Origin of the sequence: Lysinibacillus sp. FSL M8-0355 (genome assembly GCF_038008985.1) — a bacterium.
Lineage (GTDB): Bacteria > Bacillota > Bacilli > Bacillales_A > Planococcaceae > Lysinibacillus > Lysinibacillus fusiformis_D.
This window is the reverse complement of sequence record NZ_JBBPAI010000001.1, coordinates 3,805,201-3,823,567: the sequence shown is the minus strand read 5'-3', so window position 1 is coordinate 3,823,567 and position 18,367 is coordinate 3,805,201. Positions and strand designations below refer to the sequence as shown.

At 39.3% G+C, this 18,367-nt stretch carries 18 protein-coding genes and 1 riboswitch; of the genes, 16 read left to right on the top strand and 2 right to left on the bottom strand.

Annotated features, from left to right (window positions below):
* Positions 1–10: 10 nt before the first annotated feature.
* The 7 genes from MKY46_RS18705 (at position 11) to MKY46_RS18675 (ending at position 7,601) form a co-directional block, all read left to right on the top strand.
* Positions 11–646 (top strand): sugar transferase, encoded by a 636-nt coding sequence (locus MKY46_RS18705; protein WP_036119603.1) that lies wholly within the window; start codon positions 11–13, stop codon positions 644–646.
* A gap of 11 nt (positions 647–657) precedes the next feature.
* Positions 658–1,788: a glycosyltransferase family 4 protein gene (locus MKY46_RS18700; RefSeq protein WP_170829883.1), complete on the top strand. Its 1,131-nt coding sequence runs from the start codon at positions 658–660 to the stop codon at positions 1,786–1,788.
* A 1-nt stretch (position 1,789) separates the two neighbouring features.
* Positions 1,790–3,463, top strand: a complete 1,674-nt coding sequence (locus MKY46_RS18695; RefSeq protein WP_036119609.1) for a GNAT family N-acetyltransferase — start codon at positions 1,790–1,792, stop codon at positions 3,461–3,463.
* Positions 3,444–4,190: a hypothetical protein gene (locus MKY46_RS18690; protein ID WP_230593767.1), complete on the top strand. Its 747-nt coding sequence runs from the start codon at positions 3,444–3,446 to the stop codon at positions 4,188–4,190. Before MKY46_RS18695 ends, MKY46_RS18690 begins: the two co-directional genes overlap by 20 nt.
* A gap of 4 nt (positions 4,191–4,194) precedes the next feature.
* Entirely contained in the window at positions 4,195–5,187 is a 993-nt protein-coding gene (locus tag MKY46_RS18685; protein ID WP_036119612.1) for a polysaccharide deacetylase family protein, read from the top strand.
* A gap of 419 nt (positions 5,188–5,606) precedes the next feature.
* Entirely contained in the window at positions 5,607–6,599 is a 993-nt protein-coding gene (locus tag MKY46_RS18680; protein ID WP_036119616.1) for an agmatinase family protein, read from the top strand.
* Positions 6,600–6,713: 114 nt separating this feature from the next.
* Positions 6,714–7,601, top strand: a complete 888-nt coding sequence (locus MKY46_RS18675; protein WP_036119619.1) for a 5'-3' exonuclease — start codon at positions 6,714–6,716, stop codon at positions 7,599–7,601.
* 86 nt (positions 7,602–7,687) lie between these two features.
* Here the strand turns inward: MKY46_RS18675 and MKY46_RS18670 are convergent, their stop codons facing one another.
* Both MKY46_RS18670 and MKY46_RS18665 read right to left on the bottom strand, forming a co-directional pair.
* Positions 7,688–8,191: a C39 family peptidase gene (locus tag MKY46_RS18670; RefSeq protein ID WP_036119653.1), complete on the bottom strand. Its 504-nt coding sequence runs from the start codon at positions 8,189–8,191 to the stop codon at positions 7,688–7,690.
* Between the two features lie 59 nt (positions 8,192–8,250).
* Positions 8,251–8,565: a thioredoxin family protein gene (locus MKY46_RS18665; RefSeq protein ID WP_036119622.1), complete on the bottom strand. Its 315-nt coding sequence runs from the start codon at positions 8,563–8,565 to the stop codon at positions 8,251–8,253.
* 376 nt (positions 8,566–8,941) lie between these two features.
* Between MKY46_RS18665 and MKY46_RS18660 the strand changes: the two genes are divergently transcribed.
* The 9 genes from MKY46_RS18660 (at position 8,942) to MKY46_RS18620 (ending at position 18,322) form a co-directional block, all read left to right on the top strand.
* Positions 8,942–11,326 (top strand): 3-hydroxyacyl-CoA dehydrogenase/enoyl-CoA hydratase family protein, encoded by a 2,385-nt coding sequence (locus MKY46_RS18660; RefSeq protein ID WP_036119625.1) that lies wholly within the window; start codon positions 8,942–8,944, stop codon positions 11,324–11,326.
* Positions 11,327–11,375: 49 nt separating this feature from the next.
* Entirely contained in the window at positions 11,376–12,548 is a 1,173-nt protein-coding gene (locus MKY46_RS18655; RefSeq protein WP_058844823.1) for an acetyl-CoA C-acetyltransferase, read from the top strand.
* Positions 12,549–12,674: 126 nt separating this feature from the next.
* Positions 12,675–14,459, top strand: a complete 1,785-nt coding sequence (locus tag MKY46_RS18650; protein ID WP_036119631.1) for an acyl-CoA dehydrogenase family protein — start codon at positions 12,675–12,677, stop codon at positions 14,457–14,459.
* A gap of 231 nt (positions 14,460–14,690) precedes the next feature.
* Positions 14,691–15,047, top strand: coding sequence for an arsenate reductase family protein (locus MKY46_RS18645; RefSeq protein WP_036119632.1), 357 nt, complete (start codon positions 14,691–14,693; stop codon positions 15,045–15,047).
* 206 nt (positions 15,048–15,253) lie between these two features.
* Positions 15,254–15,634 carry a glycine cleavage system protein GcvH gene (gene gcvH, locus MKY46_RS18640; RefSeq protein WP_036119635.1) on the top strand — a complete coding sequence of 127 codons (381 nt, stop codon included), beginning with the start codon at positions 15,254–15,256 and terminating at the stop codon, positions 15,632–15,634.
* A gap of 90 nt (positions 15,635–15,724) precedes the next feature.
* Positions 15,725–16,066, top strand: a complete 342-nt coding sequence (locus MKY46_RS18635) for a hypothetical protein (RefSeq protein WP_340835074.1) — start codon at positions 15,725–15,727, stop codon at positions 16,064–16,066.
* Between the two features lie 14 nt (positions 16,067–16,080).
* Positions 16,081–16,392, top strand: coding sequence for a thioredoxin family protein (locus MKY46_RS18630; protein ID WP_036119641.1), 312 nt, complete (start codon positions 16,081–16,083; stop codon positions 16,390–16,392).
* Between the two features lie 56 nt (positions 16,393–16,448).
* Positions 16,449–16,552: riboswitch (SAM riboswitch) on the top strand.
* Between the two features lie 83 nt (positions 16,553–16,635).
* Positions 16,636–17,664, top strand: a complete 1,029-nt coding sequence (locus MKY46_RS18625) for a methionine ABC transporter ATP-binding protein (protein WP_036119655.1) — start codon at positions 16,636–16,638, stop codon at positions 17,662–17,664.
* The gene (locus MKY46_RS18620) at positions 17,654–18,322 is read left to right on the top strand and encodes a methionine ABC transporter permease (RefSeq protein WP_036119643.1); all 669 of its coding nucleotides are present in this window, start codon (positions 17,654–17,656) and stop codon (positions 18,320–18,322) included. Before MKY46_RS18625 ends, MKY46_RS18620 begins: the two co-directional genes overlap by 11 nt.
* Positions 18,323–18,367 lie beyond the last annotated feature (45 nt).

The window sequence follows — 18,367 nt, the reverse complement described above, 5'->3', positions numbered from 1 at the left end:
GGATGATGTATTGCACGTTCAGACAGCTCAGAATCTCACATTCTATGGTCAGTACGGCAAAAGAATATTTGATATAGTTGGAGCATTATTTTTACTTTTCATGACAATCCCTCTTATGCTAATAGTATTCCTCATTTTACTCATGACGACAGGTCGCCCTATTTTCTTTAAACAAATAAGAACTGGCCTCGATCATCACCGCTTTGTGATTTGGAAGCTACGAACCATGTGTATTCAAGCAATTCCAGTGAATATGCCTGCTATTTGTGCTGACGGTATCCCTGATGATTATTATTTTAAAACAGAGCAAGATACACGGATTACAAAAGTGGGTGCTATCCTTCGAAAGCTCAGTATTGATGAAATTCCACAACTTTTAAATGTGTTAAAGGGTGAGATGAGCATTGTCGGACCACGCCCAGAGGTTCCCACCATTACAAATGCGTATAACCCGCTACAGGCCAGGCGTCTGAAGGTAAAACCCGGCTTAACGGGTCTTGCCCAAATTAACGGTAGGTCGAATATTTCACATGGACAAAAAATTTCTTATGATGTTGAATACGTTGAAAATTATTCCTTTTGGATGGATGTTCAAATTGTGTTGAAGACACTTTATGTCGTAGTAGCAAGAACAGGTGCCTATTAAAGAAATAAGGAGTGGCTAGACTGAAGATTGTTCAGCTTATTACACGAATGGATAAAGTGGGAGGAGCACAAAAGCATGTGGAGGCACTTGCTATCCAGCTCAAACAAGATGGGCATGAAGTCACTGTCGTGACAGGTTCCTATCAGCCCTCATTATGGTGCTTACAAGAACAACAAATTCCAGTGATCACCATCCCTACCTTGCAAAGAAATATTCATGTAACGAAAGACTTTCAAACATTTTGGCAATTAAGAGCAATCTTCAAACGAATACAACCTGATGTTGTAGCCACCCATTCATCTAAGGCAGGTGTAATAGGTCGTGTCGTTGGCAGTTTACTACGTATCCCAACTGTTTTTACTGCACATAGCTGGAGTTTTACAGAAGGTGTTCCCCGCAAGAAAAAGCTACTCTATCATCGGGTGGAAAAATCGGTTCAGCCATTCACAACAAAAATAATTACAGTATCTGAATATGATCGGGAACTAGCCCTCTTGGAAAAGGTTGCGCCCGCTCATAAATTGCTGACCATCCATAATGGAATTGATCGAATTGAGAGAAGCAAGGCAACTGAAAAGACATTCGTGGAGCAGCCAATCATTATCATGGTTGCTCGTTTTGAAGTGCCAAAAAGACAGGATATTTTACTAAAGGCATTAGCAGAGCTCACAGATCTATCTTGGCATCTTCAATTAATTGGGGATGGCTCTTTACGTCCAGCTCTTGAGGGTTTCGTTGTTCAGCATGGTTTAACGAATCGTGTAACCTTTTTAGGCAATCAATTAGACGTTCATTCATATCTAGAGAAGAGCCATGTATTTGTATTGTTGTCAGATTGGGAAGGCTTGCCGATTTCTATCATTGAAGCAATGCGTGTAGGTCTTCCAATTATTGCAACAAATGTAGGTGGTGTGAACGAACTTATTGCAGATAAGGATAATGGATTTTTAGTAGGGAGAGAAGAATATGAATTATTGAAGAAGAGGCTTCGTACATTGTTAATGGATACTATTTTAAGGCAACAAATGGGGAATGCAAGTGAACGTCGTTACTTGCAGGATTTCACGTTTATCCCCATGTATCAAAAAACAGTAACAGTGTATCAACAGGCTGTTTCAGAACTTGTGAAGAAAGGGGATTAAATTGCAATTAATTCGCATTAGAACAGATGATGAGCTTATGTGGTACAAGGAAATTTGGGATGCCATTTTAGAAGCAGAGGACAATGATAACCCGTTTATAGAATTTGCTTGGTTTTATAATTGGTGGCAAATTGTAGGGCGTAAAGAACGAGTTGAGCTTTACGCCATTGAACATGACGGGACAATCATTGCGTTTTTCCCCTTTAAGGTATCTGTTCGATGGGGGATAAGAGTGTATGCCTTTGCAGGTGAAAATATTGCTAACTATACAGGGGTTGTTGCCAAACATCAATGGTTACCACAAGCAACGACCTTCGTATTTGATGAACTGATTAAGAGGCATCGGCATATTGTTTTTTCACTGCATGGCTTATTAGAAAGTAAAGTGTCTACAAAAGTCGTGGAGCAATACTTTGTAGAGCGACAATTACGTACAAGTATTTTCCGTGTTGTGACACCCTATCTCGCCTTTTCAGAAGTAGATTTTCAGCATCATTTCCAGCAACGGCGAAAAATGCATGGTGTTGATCGTCGCGAACGAAAGCTCCGAAATTTAGGCTCCTTAACAAGGCGTGAGCCATCACAGGACGAGCTTTGGCAAATGTTTCGGTTGTTTGATAGACGCTGGGCAAAGAAGCTAGATACAAGTGATTTTACAAAGGGCAAGAAAAGAGATTTTTTTGAGCGTCTTACAATGCTAAAAGGAGAGGCATTACAGGTGGAGGTCGATGCACTTGTTTTTGAAAACCAGTGGATTGCTTTCACCTATGGTCTTGGCTGTCGTGGTCGTTATGTAACTTATGCTCTGGCACATGAGCCAACCTTCAATTTATTTGGTGCTGGTCGTATAGTCAATCAGGAAACCATTCAGCGAACGTTTGCAGCAAACTATAACTTATTTGATATGAGCATTGGCTATGAGCCTTATAAATTTGATTGGCGTTCTAGCATTGATTTTACGAGGCATATGCTTGCTAGCAGTGGTACGAAACGTACAAATCTATTGGCAGGTTTTTTGACGCTAAAGGAACGGCTCAAAGAACACGTAAAGGGCAATCAACGAATTGTGGACTGGAAGCGTAATACACTGGGCTATTTACGTTATTTAGTAAAGTATGGAAAGATAAAAGATTGGCTAGAATATGGACAACAATTCGTAGAAAAATGTATTCGTTTGAAACAAGTGGAGCTGTATGAATTATCCCCATTAGAGGACGTATCGCCACAGCAGCCTGTAGGTAATTTATTTGAAGAAATGTCCATTCAGGAAGCGATGCAGCTTGATCAGGAAGAAGTCATTGCTCTTTATTATAAGGGCTATAAGATCTATAAAGACTCCTTTGCGGAAACGAATAAGCCAGCCTTTGCGTTACATGCCTCCAATTGGCGTGTAGATTCAATGAAAATTGTAGAAGCCTTACCGAAGGAAACCTATTTTTTAGCCTATGATGTTTTCAAACAAATCGATATTATTACAGCGTATTTCCGAAAAATAAAACCAGCACAAACATTGTGGGTAACAGCAAGCTTTTGGCAATGGCGGAAACGTAAACGTTTAGTACAGCTAGGCTATAAACCTATTTCTCGAATGAAACATTATAAAATCGCTCGTTTTGAGCGACAGCGTGTAGAAAAATATACAGAGAGTGGGGGCGATGTTCATTCTGTCCATTAAAAGTAAGCGATGGAATATCGCAATGCAGCATTTTTATTTTTTAGAAAAACCAGCGAATTTTCGAAAATCAATGAAAGTCGTAGGGTATACACATTCATTGGTACCTAGTCGAAAGCTTGTAAAAAGTGAAACGATTCACATTCATTTGCAAGAGCATGAGCTATCATTGTATTTAGCGCTTTCTGAAGGCAATCGCAAAATTTTACGACGTGCCCAAAAGGAATCTTATCAAGTCATTTTGTATAAAGAGCCATCCCTGGAGAACTTACGAGCCTTTCAGCAATTTTATAATCATTTTGCAAAAAGAAAAAAGCTTGAAGCGATTGGCAAGTCGCAAATGGAAACTATTATGCTCCTCAACGAACAGGGGGCATTATTATTATCTGAGATCCAAAGTATTTGTGGACAAACATTGTGCTATCGATTAGATATTGTACATGAGAAAAAAGCGATGTCCTATTATGTGGCAACTTGTCATGCATCAGCTATGCCAGCTCATTTAAAACGCCCAATCCGTTATGCTAATCGTTTTTTAATCTGGCATAACCTACTGCATCTAAAAGCACAAGGGTTTGTTTTATATGATATGGGTGAGTTAACGGACAATCGAAATGTACGAGCCTTTAAATTAAGCTTTGGAGGCAAGCTTGTCCATGTTTACTCAGGCTATATTACTCAATCCAAAATACGTGCACTGTTACTAGGTGTGCAAAAATGGAGGAAGTAGTTACATGAATGGTGGGGGTCTCGTTATTTCATTAGATTTTGAGCTGAATTGGGGTGTCCATGATGTATTTCGATATGGACAATATAATAAGAACCTTTATGGTGTACGGAAAGCCTTGCCCAGGATACTAGCGTTATTTGAGCAATATGACATACATGCGACTTGGGCTACAGTCGGATTATTGTTTGCAGAATCAAAGGCAGAAATGGCTCATTATTTACGAGGTATCCCTGTGAAATATGATAACATGCGCTTTGCGGCGCATAGCCAGCTAGCAAAAGTAGGCGAAAATGAACAAGAGGATCTCTTGCATTTTGGGAAATCATTAATTGAGGAGATTAAACGTACACCACATCAGGAAATAGGAAGTCATACCTTTTCTCATTTCTATTGCTTAGAGAATGGTCAAACAGAAGCAGCCTTTTGCGCAGACTTACATGCGACAAAAACGATTAGTGAGGGGTATGTTGCTCCGATGAAATCCATAGTCTTTCCCCGTAATCAAGTAAACAAAGATTATTTAGCAGCATGTTTAGAAGCGGGCTATGTTTGCTACAGAGGTACCGAAAATCATGTTCTGTATGATGCCCAAAAGTTTACGAAAAAGGGGAGACTTTTGGGTGCCAAAAAGTGGCTAGATAGCTATTGGAATCTAACTGGTCATCATATGGCTACACTGGAGGATATGCAAGAGGACCAACTAATTAATATTCGATCAAGTGCCTTTTTAAGACCTTATTGTAGTCCGTTACGTGTATTCGAGGGTTTAAAAGTAAATCGCATAAAGGAAGGCATGCTCGAGGCTGCTCAGGCACAAGCATTTTATCATTTATGGTGGCATCCTCATAATTTTGGCAAACATCTTGATAAAAATTTAGCTATGCTAGAAGAGCTATTAAGTTATTTTCAGACCTTGCGCAGTCAATATGATTTTCAAAGTTACTCCATGTATGAAGTAGCAGAACTTTGTGAAAGTCGTTCTAAACAGCAGAAGTAGAGGATTCGAGTGCTTTTATTAAAAGTAGAGAATTTTTGGAAACAAAGTTGGGGTTCACATCTTCTTTACGAAGGGTAGCTTGCTCATGAAAGTGGTCCAATAGCTCTCGAGGTGAGAAAGCCGCTTATAAAGAAGAGCAAGCGTTCTAAAATAGTGGTAACTCTCGTGAAAGACACCAACTCGGGACGAAAAACAAATATTTATTCATATAAAATGGGCAGAGCAAACTGATTTCTAGTTTGCTCTTTTGTTGTATAAGGAGAAAATTTAAAAGAAAAGAGGAAAAAAGAAAAACAGTGACGAAGTTGAATGTACGAATGGTACTATTACTATAGAGGATATATGTTAAGACTTTTTAGGGAGAGCGTAAGTTCGTATAGGTCAATTTAACTTGAATAGAAAAGATATAAAGGTGGTAGATGAATATGTTTATACAACCAGAATGCCAATGGAAGCAAGAAAATGGATCAGCGATGCATCAATGGATAAAGCAGCAGCTAAATCCGAACCCGAATGATGTGGATATTGTCGTATATGGTGCTCATTTATCGTATGCCAGTGGAGCCTCAACAAAAGCGCAATACCCAACAGCATTTCGGAAAGCTTGGCCAAGCTTTCAATCGTATAATTTAGATGAGCAGATAAATTTACGTGCGCTATCAGTCGTTGATATAGGAGATGTGGCGATTCATGAACAAGATAGAATGCTTTCAGAATCGGCCATCGAGGCGGCGGCGGAAAATTTAAGTATCGCCTTTCAAAAAAGCTTTACTTGTTTGATTGGAGGCGATCATGCCATTACAGCATGCTCACTAAAAGGCATAAAGAATGCTTTTCCACAAGATCGGATTGGCATTATTCAAATTGATACGCATCTAGATGCAAGAAATCAAGAGGAGGTTGGTTTAGCGCAAGATTCGCCAATCCATCAGTTAATGGCAGCAGGGGTTGTGGAGGGGAAACATGTGTATAATGTCGGTCTGCATGGCTTTTTTAATTCTCCTGAAATGATTCATTATGCAAGAGAGCAAGGGATTCATATGATTACGTTAAAGCAAATGCGACGTGATGGTATTCAGCTCACAATCCGCGAAATGCTACGTCAGCTTATGTATGAGGTAGATCGCATTTATGTTTCCGTTGATTTAGATGCTCTTGATATTATGTTTGCGCGCGATGTTCCGGCAGCAACACCAGGTGGTTTAACGGCCTATGAATTGTTTGATATTCTTAAACTAATTGGTGAAAATGAAGGGGTTCGTCATATTGATTTTGTTTACGCCGACCCGAAGGAAGGAGTGCTGCGTCCAGAAACTGTTAAGATTGGAGTGACAGCTTTTTTACAATGGTTAACAGGGATTCAACTGGATCACCGCAATCGCATCTCGAAAAAAGGGAAGGTTATGTTGTAAAGTAAGCGTATTTCCGTGTATTAACAATGCTGATTATTGAAAGTTTGCTATAATGTTTAAGTAGAAAACAATAATAGATACAAACTTTGTATTGTAATAGAGAGGAAATATAGCATGACAACAAAACCAAAACTATTGATTATTGACGGGATGGCACTGTTATTCCGGTCATTTTTCGCTTCCGCTGCAATGGGGCATTTTATTCGTCTGGCAGATGGAACACCGACTAATGGAGCCCAAGGATTTGTGCGACATGTGTTAACGGCACAATCGATCATGAAGCCAACGCATATGGCTGTTTGCTGGGATATGGGGGCACATACATTCCGCAATGATTTATATGATGGCTATAAAGCGAATCGCCCAGCACCACCAGAGGAAATGCTCCCTCAATTTGATATGGCGAAAAATTTATCACAGCAAATTGGCTGGCAAAATTTCGGAGTGAAGGGCATGGAGGCTGATGATTTAATTGGCTCGATGATTACCAAATGGCAGGAACAGGCAGATATTACTGTCATTAGTGGTGATAAAGACTTGCTTCAGCTTTTAAGACCATCTACAGAAATTGCTTTTATGAAAAAAGGCTACACAGAATACGATATTTATACACATGCTCGCTTTAAAGAAGAATATAGTATTGAACCAACACAGTTTGCACAGGTCAAAGCCTTTATGGGTGATACAAGTGATGGCTATCCAGGTGTGAAGGGGATTGGTCCTAAGCAAGCACTAACGTTAATCCAAACATATGGCTCGATTGACAAAATTTTAGCGTCGCTCGGTGAATTAAAGCCAGGGCAACGGACAAAAATTCAAGAGAATTTGGACATGCTGAAATTATCCCATGAGCTTGCAACAATTCAAACGAATGTTCCAATTGATGCCGATTTTACAAGCCTTATGTTACCAAACTATGAACCGCAAATTTTTAAAGAGATAGAAGAGAGAGGCTACACGCTAATTGCAAAGCATGCACGCTCATTATATTCCCTTATTTAATGGATCATCACAGAGTATAGCAATATGCTCTGTTTTTTTATGAGAAATGAGTGGAGAGAGCAAATAAGGACGTTTCATTATTTGCCCTACTGAGGTGTTATTTTAACGAACGATAATACTTTGTCATTGTCTTTGTAGAGAGCCTGCCGAATTTGACTGTCACGTTGTGGCCCACCATTATCATGAAATATTAACGATAACGTATCATTTTTTATGGTATAGCCAATAAGCGATACCCAATGGTAGGCAAAGGTTGATTTTTTATTCTGCCACTGTAGGCTAAAATAGCGGTCAAAACGCATAGCAACAGGGCGACCTGCGTCAATTTCTTGTAAAGCTTCTTTTAGTGAACAAGTTCGAATATCCCAGGTGGGTTGCAGTTCGCGGAGGTTGTGAATCAGTCGCCATTTGAACAAACCAATTTTTGTGCCACCAAGCTGTCGATAAAGCTTATTAATAGAAGGAGCTGAACTGTTCAAATAGTTTAAAATGACGTAAATCGTAGTGGGCCCACAGGCAGAATTTCGATAGCTTGGTGCAATGGATGCATCATATTGTGATGTTCCATATAAGGCCAATTGTTGGTGCATCATGTTTCCCTTCCAAAAAGAGCTGCATTTCAAGAAGAAATGCAGCTCTTTTTTCATTATTATTGTGCAGCTAAAAATTCTGTTACTTGCTGAGGTGTTTTGGCATTGGCACTGTGTAAGTGTGCAAGTTTTTCACCGTTTTGGAAAATCAATAAGCTTGGGATTCCCATAACATCATATTTGTCAGCGATTTCTGGAAGCTCATCACGATTTAGCTCATACCAATCATATTGGTTGTACTCTTCAATGATTGGATCGATGAACATATTCATGCGTGTGCAATCTGGGCACCAGCCAGCGTAAAATTTCACTAGCACTTTTTGGTCACCAGCGATTAGTTCATTAAATTGTTCTGCAGTAGTAATTGTTTTCATCAGTATTCACTCTCCTTGCTTTTCATTCTACACATTTTTCTCTCAACCTGAAAGTTTTCTGTTTGGCTGTTTTGAGCGCTACATATTGTCTGCTTTTAGCTCGTAAAGAACAAAAAAAGATGTATATTGCAAAAATAATTCTTGAAAAAAGATTGCTAAATTAGACAAAATAATCTACACTAAAAACAGAAAAGTAGTTTTATCTTCATTCATTAAGAGTTGTAATGAGAACGGAGATAAACCTTAGTAGTGCTTGGTTGAATGGAGTGATTCTCATCCAACAACAAGACAAAAATCCACTAAGGTACACTTGATATTTTTTTGGCCAAAAAATGAATGGCTATTCATTCAATGGGAGAATAAGGGGGAATTGCTTGTGACTTACAACATTAAAAAAGCAGCTGTTCTAGGTTCTGGGGTGATGGGCTCTGGAATTGCAGCACATTTAGCAAACATCGGTATACCAACATTACTATTGGATATCGCACCGAAGGAACTAACGCAAGAGGAAGAAGCAAAGGGTCTTTCTTTAGCGCATCCAGCTGTAAGAAATCGTATTGTAAACGGAGCTTTGCAAAAGTTATTAAAGCAAAAGCCAGCACCACTTACTTCTAAGAAAAATTTATCACTACTAACGGTTGGCAACTTTGAAGATGATCTAGGGAAACTAAAAGATGTAGATTGGATTATCGAAGTTGTTGTGGAAAATTTACCAATTAAACAAAGTCTCTATGAAAAAATTGATGCTGTTCGTACACAGGGAACAATCATTAGTTCAAACACATCTGGTATTAGTATTGATGCTATGGCAGAGGGACGTTCAGATGATTTTAAAAAGCATTTCCTTGGCACACACTTTTTCAACCCACCTCGCTATTTAAAATTACTAGAGGTGATTCCTGCTAATACAACTGCTCCTGAAGTAGTTAGTTTCATGAAAACATTTGGGGAAGATGTGCTTGGTAAAGGTGTTGTACTGGCGAAGGACACACCAAACTTTATTGCAAACCGCATTGGAACATATGGTTTACTGATCACATTACAGGAAATGTTAAAAGGTGGTTATTCAGTTGGTGAAGTAGACTCTGTAACAGGTCCACTTATTGGTCGTCCAAAATCTGCAACTTTCCGTACACTAGACGTTGTTGGTTTAGATACATTTATTCATGTAGCAAAAAATGTTTACGACCAAACAATAGGTGAGGAACAGCAAGTATTTGCAGTACCTGAGTTTTTACAAAAAATGGTTGAAAACGGCTGGTTAGGTGCAAAATCGGGTCAAGGTTTCTTCTTAAAACAAGGAAAAGAGATACTTGAGATTGATCCAACAACATTATCGTATAGTCCAGCGAAAAAGTTAAAAACAGCTTCTATTGAAATGGCGAAACAAACACGTGGGTTAGCTAATAAAGTGAAGGCATTAACCTATGCAAAGGATCGTACAGGTGAGTTATTGTGGGGGATCTTTGCTCCAACATTAATTTACTCAGCACAGCTACACGGTGAAATTGCAGATGATGTTGTAGCCATTGATAATGCTATGAAATGGGGCTTCGGCTGGCAACAAGGACCATTTGAAATTTGGGATGCTATTGGTGTACAAGAATCTGTAGCAAAAATGGAGGCTGAAGGTCGAGAAGTCCCTGCATTTGTCAAAGAGATGTTAGCGAATGGCTTTGAGACATTTTATTCTGAATTAGATGGCGATGTAGCTTACTATGATGGTTCGCAATATGTGAAAGTTCCAGTCAATGAAAAAGAGATTAACTTAAAACGCTATAAGAAAAAGCATGGTGTTATTAAATCAAACACAGGTGCTAGTTTAATAGATTTAGGTGATGGAGTTGCACTGCTTGAGTTCCATTCACAATCGAACGCAATCGGTTTAGATATTATCCAAATGATTAACTTTGCGGTTGATGAAGTAGAGGCTAACTATAAGGGCTTAGTAATCGGCAATCAAGGGAAAAACTTCTGTGTAGGTGCAAATCTAGGGATGATTTTAGTAGAAGCACAGGATGATAATATTTTTGAGCTAGATTTCGTGATTAAGGCATTCCAAGATGCTATGCAAAAAATCAAATATTCACGTAAGCCTGTTGTGGCAGCACCTTTTGCCATGACATTGGGTGGAGGAGCAGAGGTTTGTTTACCAGCTGCACATATTCAAGCAACGATGGAAACGTATATGGGCTTAGTGGAAGTTGGCGTTGGTTTAATTCCAGGCGGTGGTGGTAATAAAGCGCTTTATCAAAAATTCCTAAAGGGCTTACCGAACGGCGTAGATGTAGACTATCAACATATTGCTAATAAAGTATTTGAAACAATTGCAATGGCGAAGGTTTCAACTTCTGGTGAGGAAGCACGTGAAAATAACTTCTTAAACTTTGCAGATGGTATTTCTGTTAACCCAGACCATCAACTATACGATGCGAAGCAAGCTGCATTAGCGCTTTACGAAGCGGGCTATCAACCACCTGTTCCAACAAAAGTGCCAGTGGTCGGTGCATCAGGCTACGGAACATTACTCATCGGTGCGCAAGGCATGTTTGAGTCAGGTTTTATTAGCGAACATGATTTAAAAATTGCTAAAAAATTAGCTTATGTCATTGCGGGTGGTAAGGTTCCGTACGGTACATTAGTTGACGAACAGTATCTATTGAACTTAGAGCGTGAGGCTTTCCTTAGCCTTGTTGCTGATCCACTTTCTCAGCAAAGAATGCAACACATGCTGTTAAAAGGTAAACCACTTCGTAACTAATTGACAAAATAGATCAATCTTGCACATGAAACAAAGGGGGATTAATACGATGCGTGAAGCCGTTATTGTAGCAGGAGCACGAACTCCAATTGGAAAAGCAAAAAAAGGTTCTTTAGCAACAGTAAGACCAGATGATTTTGGTGCTGTTGTAGTCAAAGAAACATTGAAAAGAGCGGGCTATGAAGGACCGATTGATGATTTAATTTTAGGCTGTGCGATGCCTGAAGCAGAGCAAGGGATGAATGTAGCACGTAGTATTGGGGCACTAGCAGGATTACCAGATACAACTCCTGCGCTAACGATTAATAGATTTTGTTCATCAGGTTTACAGGCAATTGCGTATGCAGCAGAACGAATTATGCTAGGTCATTCAAAGGTGATTCTAGCTGGCGGTGTCGAGTCTATGAGTATGGTGCCGATGGTGGGGAATACACCACGCTTAAATCCGACATTAGCTGAAACGGCTCCGCAATATTATATGGGTATGGGGCATACGGCTGAGGAAGTGGCTCGCCAGTACAATGTTAGTCGTGAAGATCAAGATGCTTTTGCAGTTCGCTCGCATGTTCTTGCTGAAAAGGCGATTAAAGAAGGCAAATTCAATGATGAAATTGTACCAATCGAAGTGGAACAGCATTACGTAGACGATCACAATAAACCACAAGTAAAAAAATTTACATTTAGTATGGATGAAGGTGTACGACCAGGTACATCAGTTGAAGGCTTAGCAAAATTGCGTCCAGCTTTCCATGTAAAGGGCAGTGTAACGGCTGGTAATGCCTCTCAAACTTCTGATGGTGCAGCAACTGTACTAGTGATGGATCGTGAGGAGGCCGAACAGCAAGGACTGACACCAATGGCAAAATTCCTAGGCTTTGCAGTTGGTGGTGTGCCTCCTGAAGTAATGGGAATTGGTCCGATTGTGGCAGTACCTAAAGCGTTAGAAATTGCAGGTTTATCCATAGATGACATTGATTTATGGGAAATCAATGAAGCATTTGCTTCTCAATCATTACAGGTAGTACGTCATTTAGGCATCGACCAAGAAAAAGTCAATGTCAATGGTGGAGCAATTGCATTAGGTCACCCTCTAGGTGCTACAGGAGCTATTTTAACGTTAAAGCTTATTCATGAATTGAAGCGTCAAGGGAAGAAATATGGCGTGGTGACAATGTGTATTGGCGGCGGCATGGGTGCTGCTGGTGTATTTGAAATTTTATAAAATTTTCTAGATCAGCTTGAGGTGTACGGTTTACGGTTGCCTCCGAACATGTTCACATCAAGCTTTTCTATACATGTTCATTTGGGGATTAAACAATCAAAATAGATATATTGGGAGGAATTTATCATGACTGAAAAAACAACTGATTTCATTAAAGGCGGCGGATTTCTAATTGAAGATGTGGAATTAAATCGTGTATTTACACCAGAAGATTTCACTGACGAGCATAAGATGATTGCTAAAACAACAGAGGAATATGTAGCAAATGAAGTTTTACCAGTAGTTGAAAATTTAGAGCACCATGAATTTGAGCATTCAGTGCGTCTCCTAAAAAGTGCAGGCGAATTAGGTTTGCTTGGAGCAGATGTGCCAGAAGAATATGAAGGGCTTGGACTAGACAAAGTTTCTTCAGCTTTAATTGCTGAGAAAATGTCTGTTGCAGGTGGTTTTTCCATCACACATGGTGCACATGTTGGGATTGGTTCACTACCAATCGTTCTATTTGGTAATGAAGATCAAAAGAAAAAATATTTACCTAAGCTTGCTTCAGGTGAATTAATCGCAGCATATGCATTAACAGAGCCAGGCTCAGGTTCAGATGCTCTAGGGGCAAAAACGACTGCGAAATTAAATGAGGCAGGCACACATTATATTTTAAATGGTGAGAAGCAATGGATTACAAATGCAGGCTTTGCTGACGTATTTGTTGTTTATGCAAAAATTGATGGTGATAAATTCTCTGCCTTTATCGTAGAACGTGCCTACAATGGCGTTTCAGTAGGCCCGGAAGAGAAGAAAATGGGGATTAAATCATCGTCAACTCGTACATTAGTATTAGAAGATGCGGAAGTACCTGTAGAAAATCTATTAGGTGAAATTGGTCGTGGGCATGTCATTGCCTTCAACATTTTAAATATTGGTCGTTATAAGCTTGGTGTGGGCACAATTGGTGGCTCTAAACGTGCATTGGAGTTAGCTATCCAGTATACAAACCAACGTCAGCAATTTAAAACAAAGCTTTCTGATTTCAATCTAACAAAAGAGAAATTGTCAACAATGGCTTCTCAATTGTACGCGTCCGAATCATTAAACTATCGTACTGTTGGTCTATTTGAGGATCGTTTAAGCCAGTTAAGCCTTGAAGAGCAAAAGCAAGGAAAAGTAATTGCAGGTGCTATTGCTGAGTATGCAATTGAATGCTCTATTGCGAAAGTATTTGGGTCGGAAACATTAGATTATATTGCAGATGAAGCCGTACAATTACATGGCGGTTATGGCTTTATGGCTGAATATGAGGTAGAGCGTATTTACCGTGATTCTCGTATTAATCGAATTTTTGAAGGTACAAATGAAATTAACCGCATGATTGTCCCTGGCACATTTATGAAAAAGGCGCTAAAAGGCGAACTTCCTTTATTACAAGTTGCTCAAAATTTACAGCAAGAGCTGCTAATGTTAATGCCAGAAGACATCGGTACAGAGCCACTAGCACAAGAAAAATATTTAGTGAAAAATGCTAAGAAGATTGCTGTATTAGCTGCAGGCTTAGCAGCACAACGCTTTGGTGCGAAGCTTGATCAGGAGCAAGAGGTATTAGTGAATATTGCCAATATCGCTAACCAATTATTTGCAATGGAGTCAGCTGTCTTACGTACAGAAAAGGCAATTGCTCGTGATGGCGCTGAAAAAGCACAGCAGAAATTGCTATACACGCAAATCTTCTGCCAAGAAGCATTCACAGAAATCGAAAAGGAAGCAAAAGACACAATTCTTGCTTCAGCAGATGGCGATGCAGCACGTATGACATTATCTGCACTTCGTAAATTAACACGCAATAATCCTTATAACTTAATTGCGAAGAAACGTGAAGCTTCTGTTAAACTAATCGAAGCTGAAAAATATATTGTTTAATAGCATACACTTTCACTTAGCTATCTGTAAGAGGATAGCTAGGTTTTTTTATGAGAGATGGATAGAAGCTTGAAACTGACGGATAGAACAGCTAGATTGACGGATAAAATGGAGAAAGTGATGAATAGAACAGCAAAACGGATGGTTAGGCTTACGAAAATGAGAGAAGTTCCACCATTCGAAACAATTATGATGGTATACTACAGAAAAAGACAGTAGAGGAGCATTTTAATGACGATTCAATTTATCCATTATCCGAAATGTACGACATGTAAAAAAGCACAAAAGTGGTTAAATGATCATGAGGTTTCCTATGAAGAGGTACACATTGTAGAGCAATCGCCAACAAAGGATGAAATAACAGCCATTTGGCAAGCCAGTGGACTGCCTTTGAAGAAATTTTTTAATACATCGGGTATGAAATATCGTGAGCTTGGTTTAAAGGACAAGCTAGCGGAAATGACTGAAGATGAGCAGCTGGAGCTACTTGCTTCTGATGGGATGTTAATCAAACGTCCAATCGTAACGGATGGCCAAAAAGTAACGCTAGGGTTTAAAGAATCAGATTTTGAGCAAACTTGGAAATAGCCGTATTTAAACAGGATCGAACGACTCTTCTAACCGAGATAAAGTCACTGGCAGATGTCACAAATTTTTAACAGAGATGTATTTCAAGTAACTTGAAAAAATTGTGGACTGCAATTAAGCTGGCACGTAATTGAATCTTGTTTTTATAGGAGAAGTATGGCACACTGAAAGTGAATATATTACATATTTATGGAGGGGTTTTTTGCATGAGCACACCTAAAGACTTACGTTATTCTGAAGAACATGAATGGGTAAAAACAGAAGATGGAAAAGTACGTATTGGTATTACTCACTTCGCACAATCTGAATTAGGAGATATCGTTTTCGTTGAGCTTCCACAAGTTGGCGACGAAATCAAAACAGATGATCCATTCGGTAGCGTAGAATCAGTTAAAACTGTTTCTGAATTGTATGCACCAATCTCAGGTACTGTAGTTGAAGTAAATGCAGATTTAGAAGATAGCCCAGAATTCGTTAATGAATCACCATATGAAAAAGCATGGATGATCGTTGTGGAGCCTGCTGATGCATCAGAAGTTGAAAAACTAATGACAGCAGAGCAATACGAAGAAATGATCGCTGAATAAGACAAGCTATAATCGAAAAACGTCGGAAACTACCGGCGTTTTTTGTTATATAATGACTTATAATGGGGATGTCTAAATGGAGGTGGCGTAATGTTCGAGGGAAAATGCTTAATAGTAGAAGGACGCTCAGATAAGCTACAAATTGAGCCAATTTTAAATGAGAATGTTACAATACTATGTACGAATGGTACAATTGGTGTGCATCAATTAGAAGAGCTGCTCGATCCCTATGAGAGCTGTGAGCTATTTACTTTTTTTGATGCAGATAATTCAGGCGATAAGCTACGTGCATTAATGGACAGACATTATCCAGAGGCAGAGCATTTACGTACAATGCCAACCTATAAGGAAGTAGAGACGACACCAAGAAAAGTGTTAGCGATGATATTACTGCGTGCACATTTTTCAATCCATAATGAATATATTTTGTAAGGTTGCGTGAGGAAATGGAAGAATGGTCAAAAGAGCAGTGGGAAACGGCAAAACAGTCGGGACAGAAAGCTGCATTTTATTTATATACACCGATGTGTGGAACGTGTGCAGTGGCATCTAAAATGATGGCCATTATTGAACAATTACTGCCACAGCTACCAATAGGTAAAGCGAATATAAATTTTTTAGAGCATGTTGCTGTTGAGCATCAAATTGAAAGTGTTCCGTGTTTACTTGTTAGTGATGGCGGAAAAGTGACAGATAAGATTTATGCTTTTCAATCCGTACCATTTTTATACGAATTGTTAAAAAAATCAATTGACTGAACTTTACTAGCGTGGTAAAGTATCAAATATATTACTAAAACATTAAATATATCGAACTCTTATAAAGAGTGGCGGAGGGAAGTGCCCTATGAAGCCCGGCAACCATCACAAAGTGAAAAGGTGCCAAATCACTCAAAGATTTTTCTTTGAAAGATGAGAGAACGGTTTAACGTTATTATACGTGACCCCTTCTACTTGTCTGTGAGTGAAGGGGTTTTCTATATGAGAAAAGGAGTATTCGCTATGATCCAGCTTCAAAATATTACGAAGAAATACAAAACAGCAAATGGCGAATTAACGGCAGTCAAAGACGTCAACCTTACCATCAATAAAGGTGAAATTTTTGGCATTATCGGCTATAGTGGCGCTGGTAAGAGTACCATGATTCGTTTATTAAACGGTTTAGAGAAACCGACAACAGGAACAGTAACGGTGAACAGTCAAGAGTTTTCATCGATTAAAGGGCAAAAGCTTAGAGCAGCTAGACAAAAGGTAAGTATGATTTTCCAACATTTCAATTTACTTTGGTCTAGAACAGTTGCCGAAAATATTGCATTTCCTCTAGAAATAGCAGGTGTTTCAAAGGCTCAACGTGAAGCACGAGTAAAGGAATTAATTGCACTTGTTGGTCTAGAGGGACGTGACAGGGCGTATCCATCCCAGCTTTCTGGTGGACAAAAGCAGCGTGTAGGGATTGCCCGTGCATTAGCGAATAATCCAGAGGTTTTACTATGTGATGAGGCGACTTCCGCACTCGATCCTGAAACGACGGATGCCATTCTTGATTTACTCGTTGATATCAATGAACGTTTAGGCTTAACAATCGTTTTGATTACACATGAAATGCATGTCATCCGCAAAATTTGTCATCGTGTAGCGGTCATGGAGGCAGGCGAAATAGTGGAACGTGGTGAGGTATTGCAAGTTTTCCAAGCACCACAAGCGGCTATTACTAAAAAATTCGTATCTCAGATTACAGATACAAAGGAAACACAGGATACGGTGGCACAAATCAAAACAAATTATCCAACTGGACAACTTGTCAAACTGATTTTTGTTGGTGAAAAGACAGAACAGCCGGTTATCTCACATCTTGTGAAACAATTTGATGTAGAAGTAAGCATTGTTCATGGTAATATTTCGCAAACGAAAAACGGTGCATACGGTACACTGATTGTGCAAATTGATGGCTCGAAAACAAATGTGGCTGAAGCCCTTCGTTATTTAAATACAGTCGAAGTACAAACGGAGGTGATCGCAAATGCTAACTAATCTTTTTCCAAACGTAGACTGGGAAAATATGTGGCAAGCTATGTATGAAACATTGTACATGACGGCAATTTCTACAGTTGTCACATTTATTCTTGGGTTAGTCATTGGGATCGTTCTATTTTTAACAAGCCCTAATCAGCTATGGGCTAATAAAATGGTTAACTTTTTAACGGGTTCAATCGTTAATATTTTCCGCTCCATCCCATTTATCGTGTTAATTATTTTATTAATTCCATTTACGAAATTCTTACTTGGTACGATTCGGGGAGCAAATGCGGCATTACCTGCTCTAATTATTGGTGCAGCCCCGTTCTACGCTCGTATGGTATTGATTGCGTTACGTGAAATAGATAAAGGTGTCATTGAAGCAGCCCGTTCAATGGGGGCAAAAACATCCACAATTATTTGGAAAGTACTGATCCCTGAATCTTTACCAGCACTAATTTCAGGGATTACTGTAACGGCTGTTGCCCTCGTTGGTTATACTGCAATGGCAGGGATTATCGGTGCAGGTGGTCTTGGTAACTTAGCTTTCCTAGACGGCTTCCAACGAAACCGCCAAGATGTGACATTAATGGCAACTATTCTGATCTTAGTAGTTGTATTTATCATTCAATGGATTGGTGATCTCATAACGGTGAAGATCGATAAACGTTAGTAAGACTAAAAGAGGTTATTCCGGTTCTAACCGCTAACATATTTG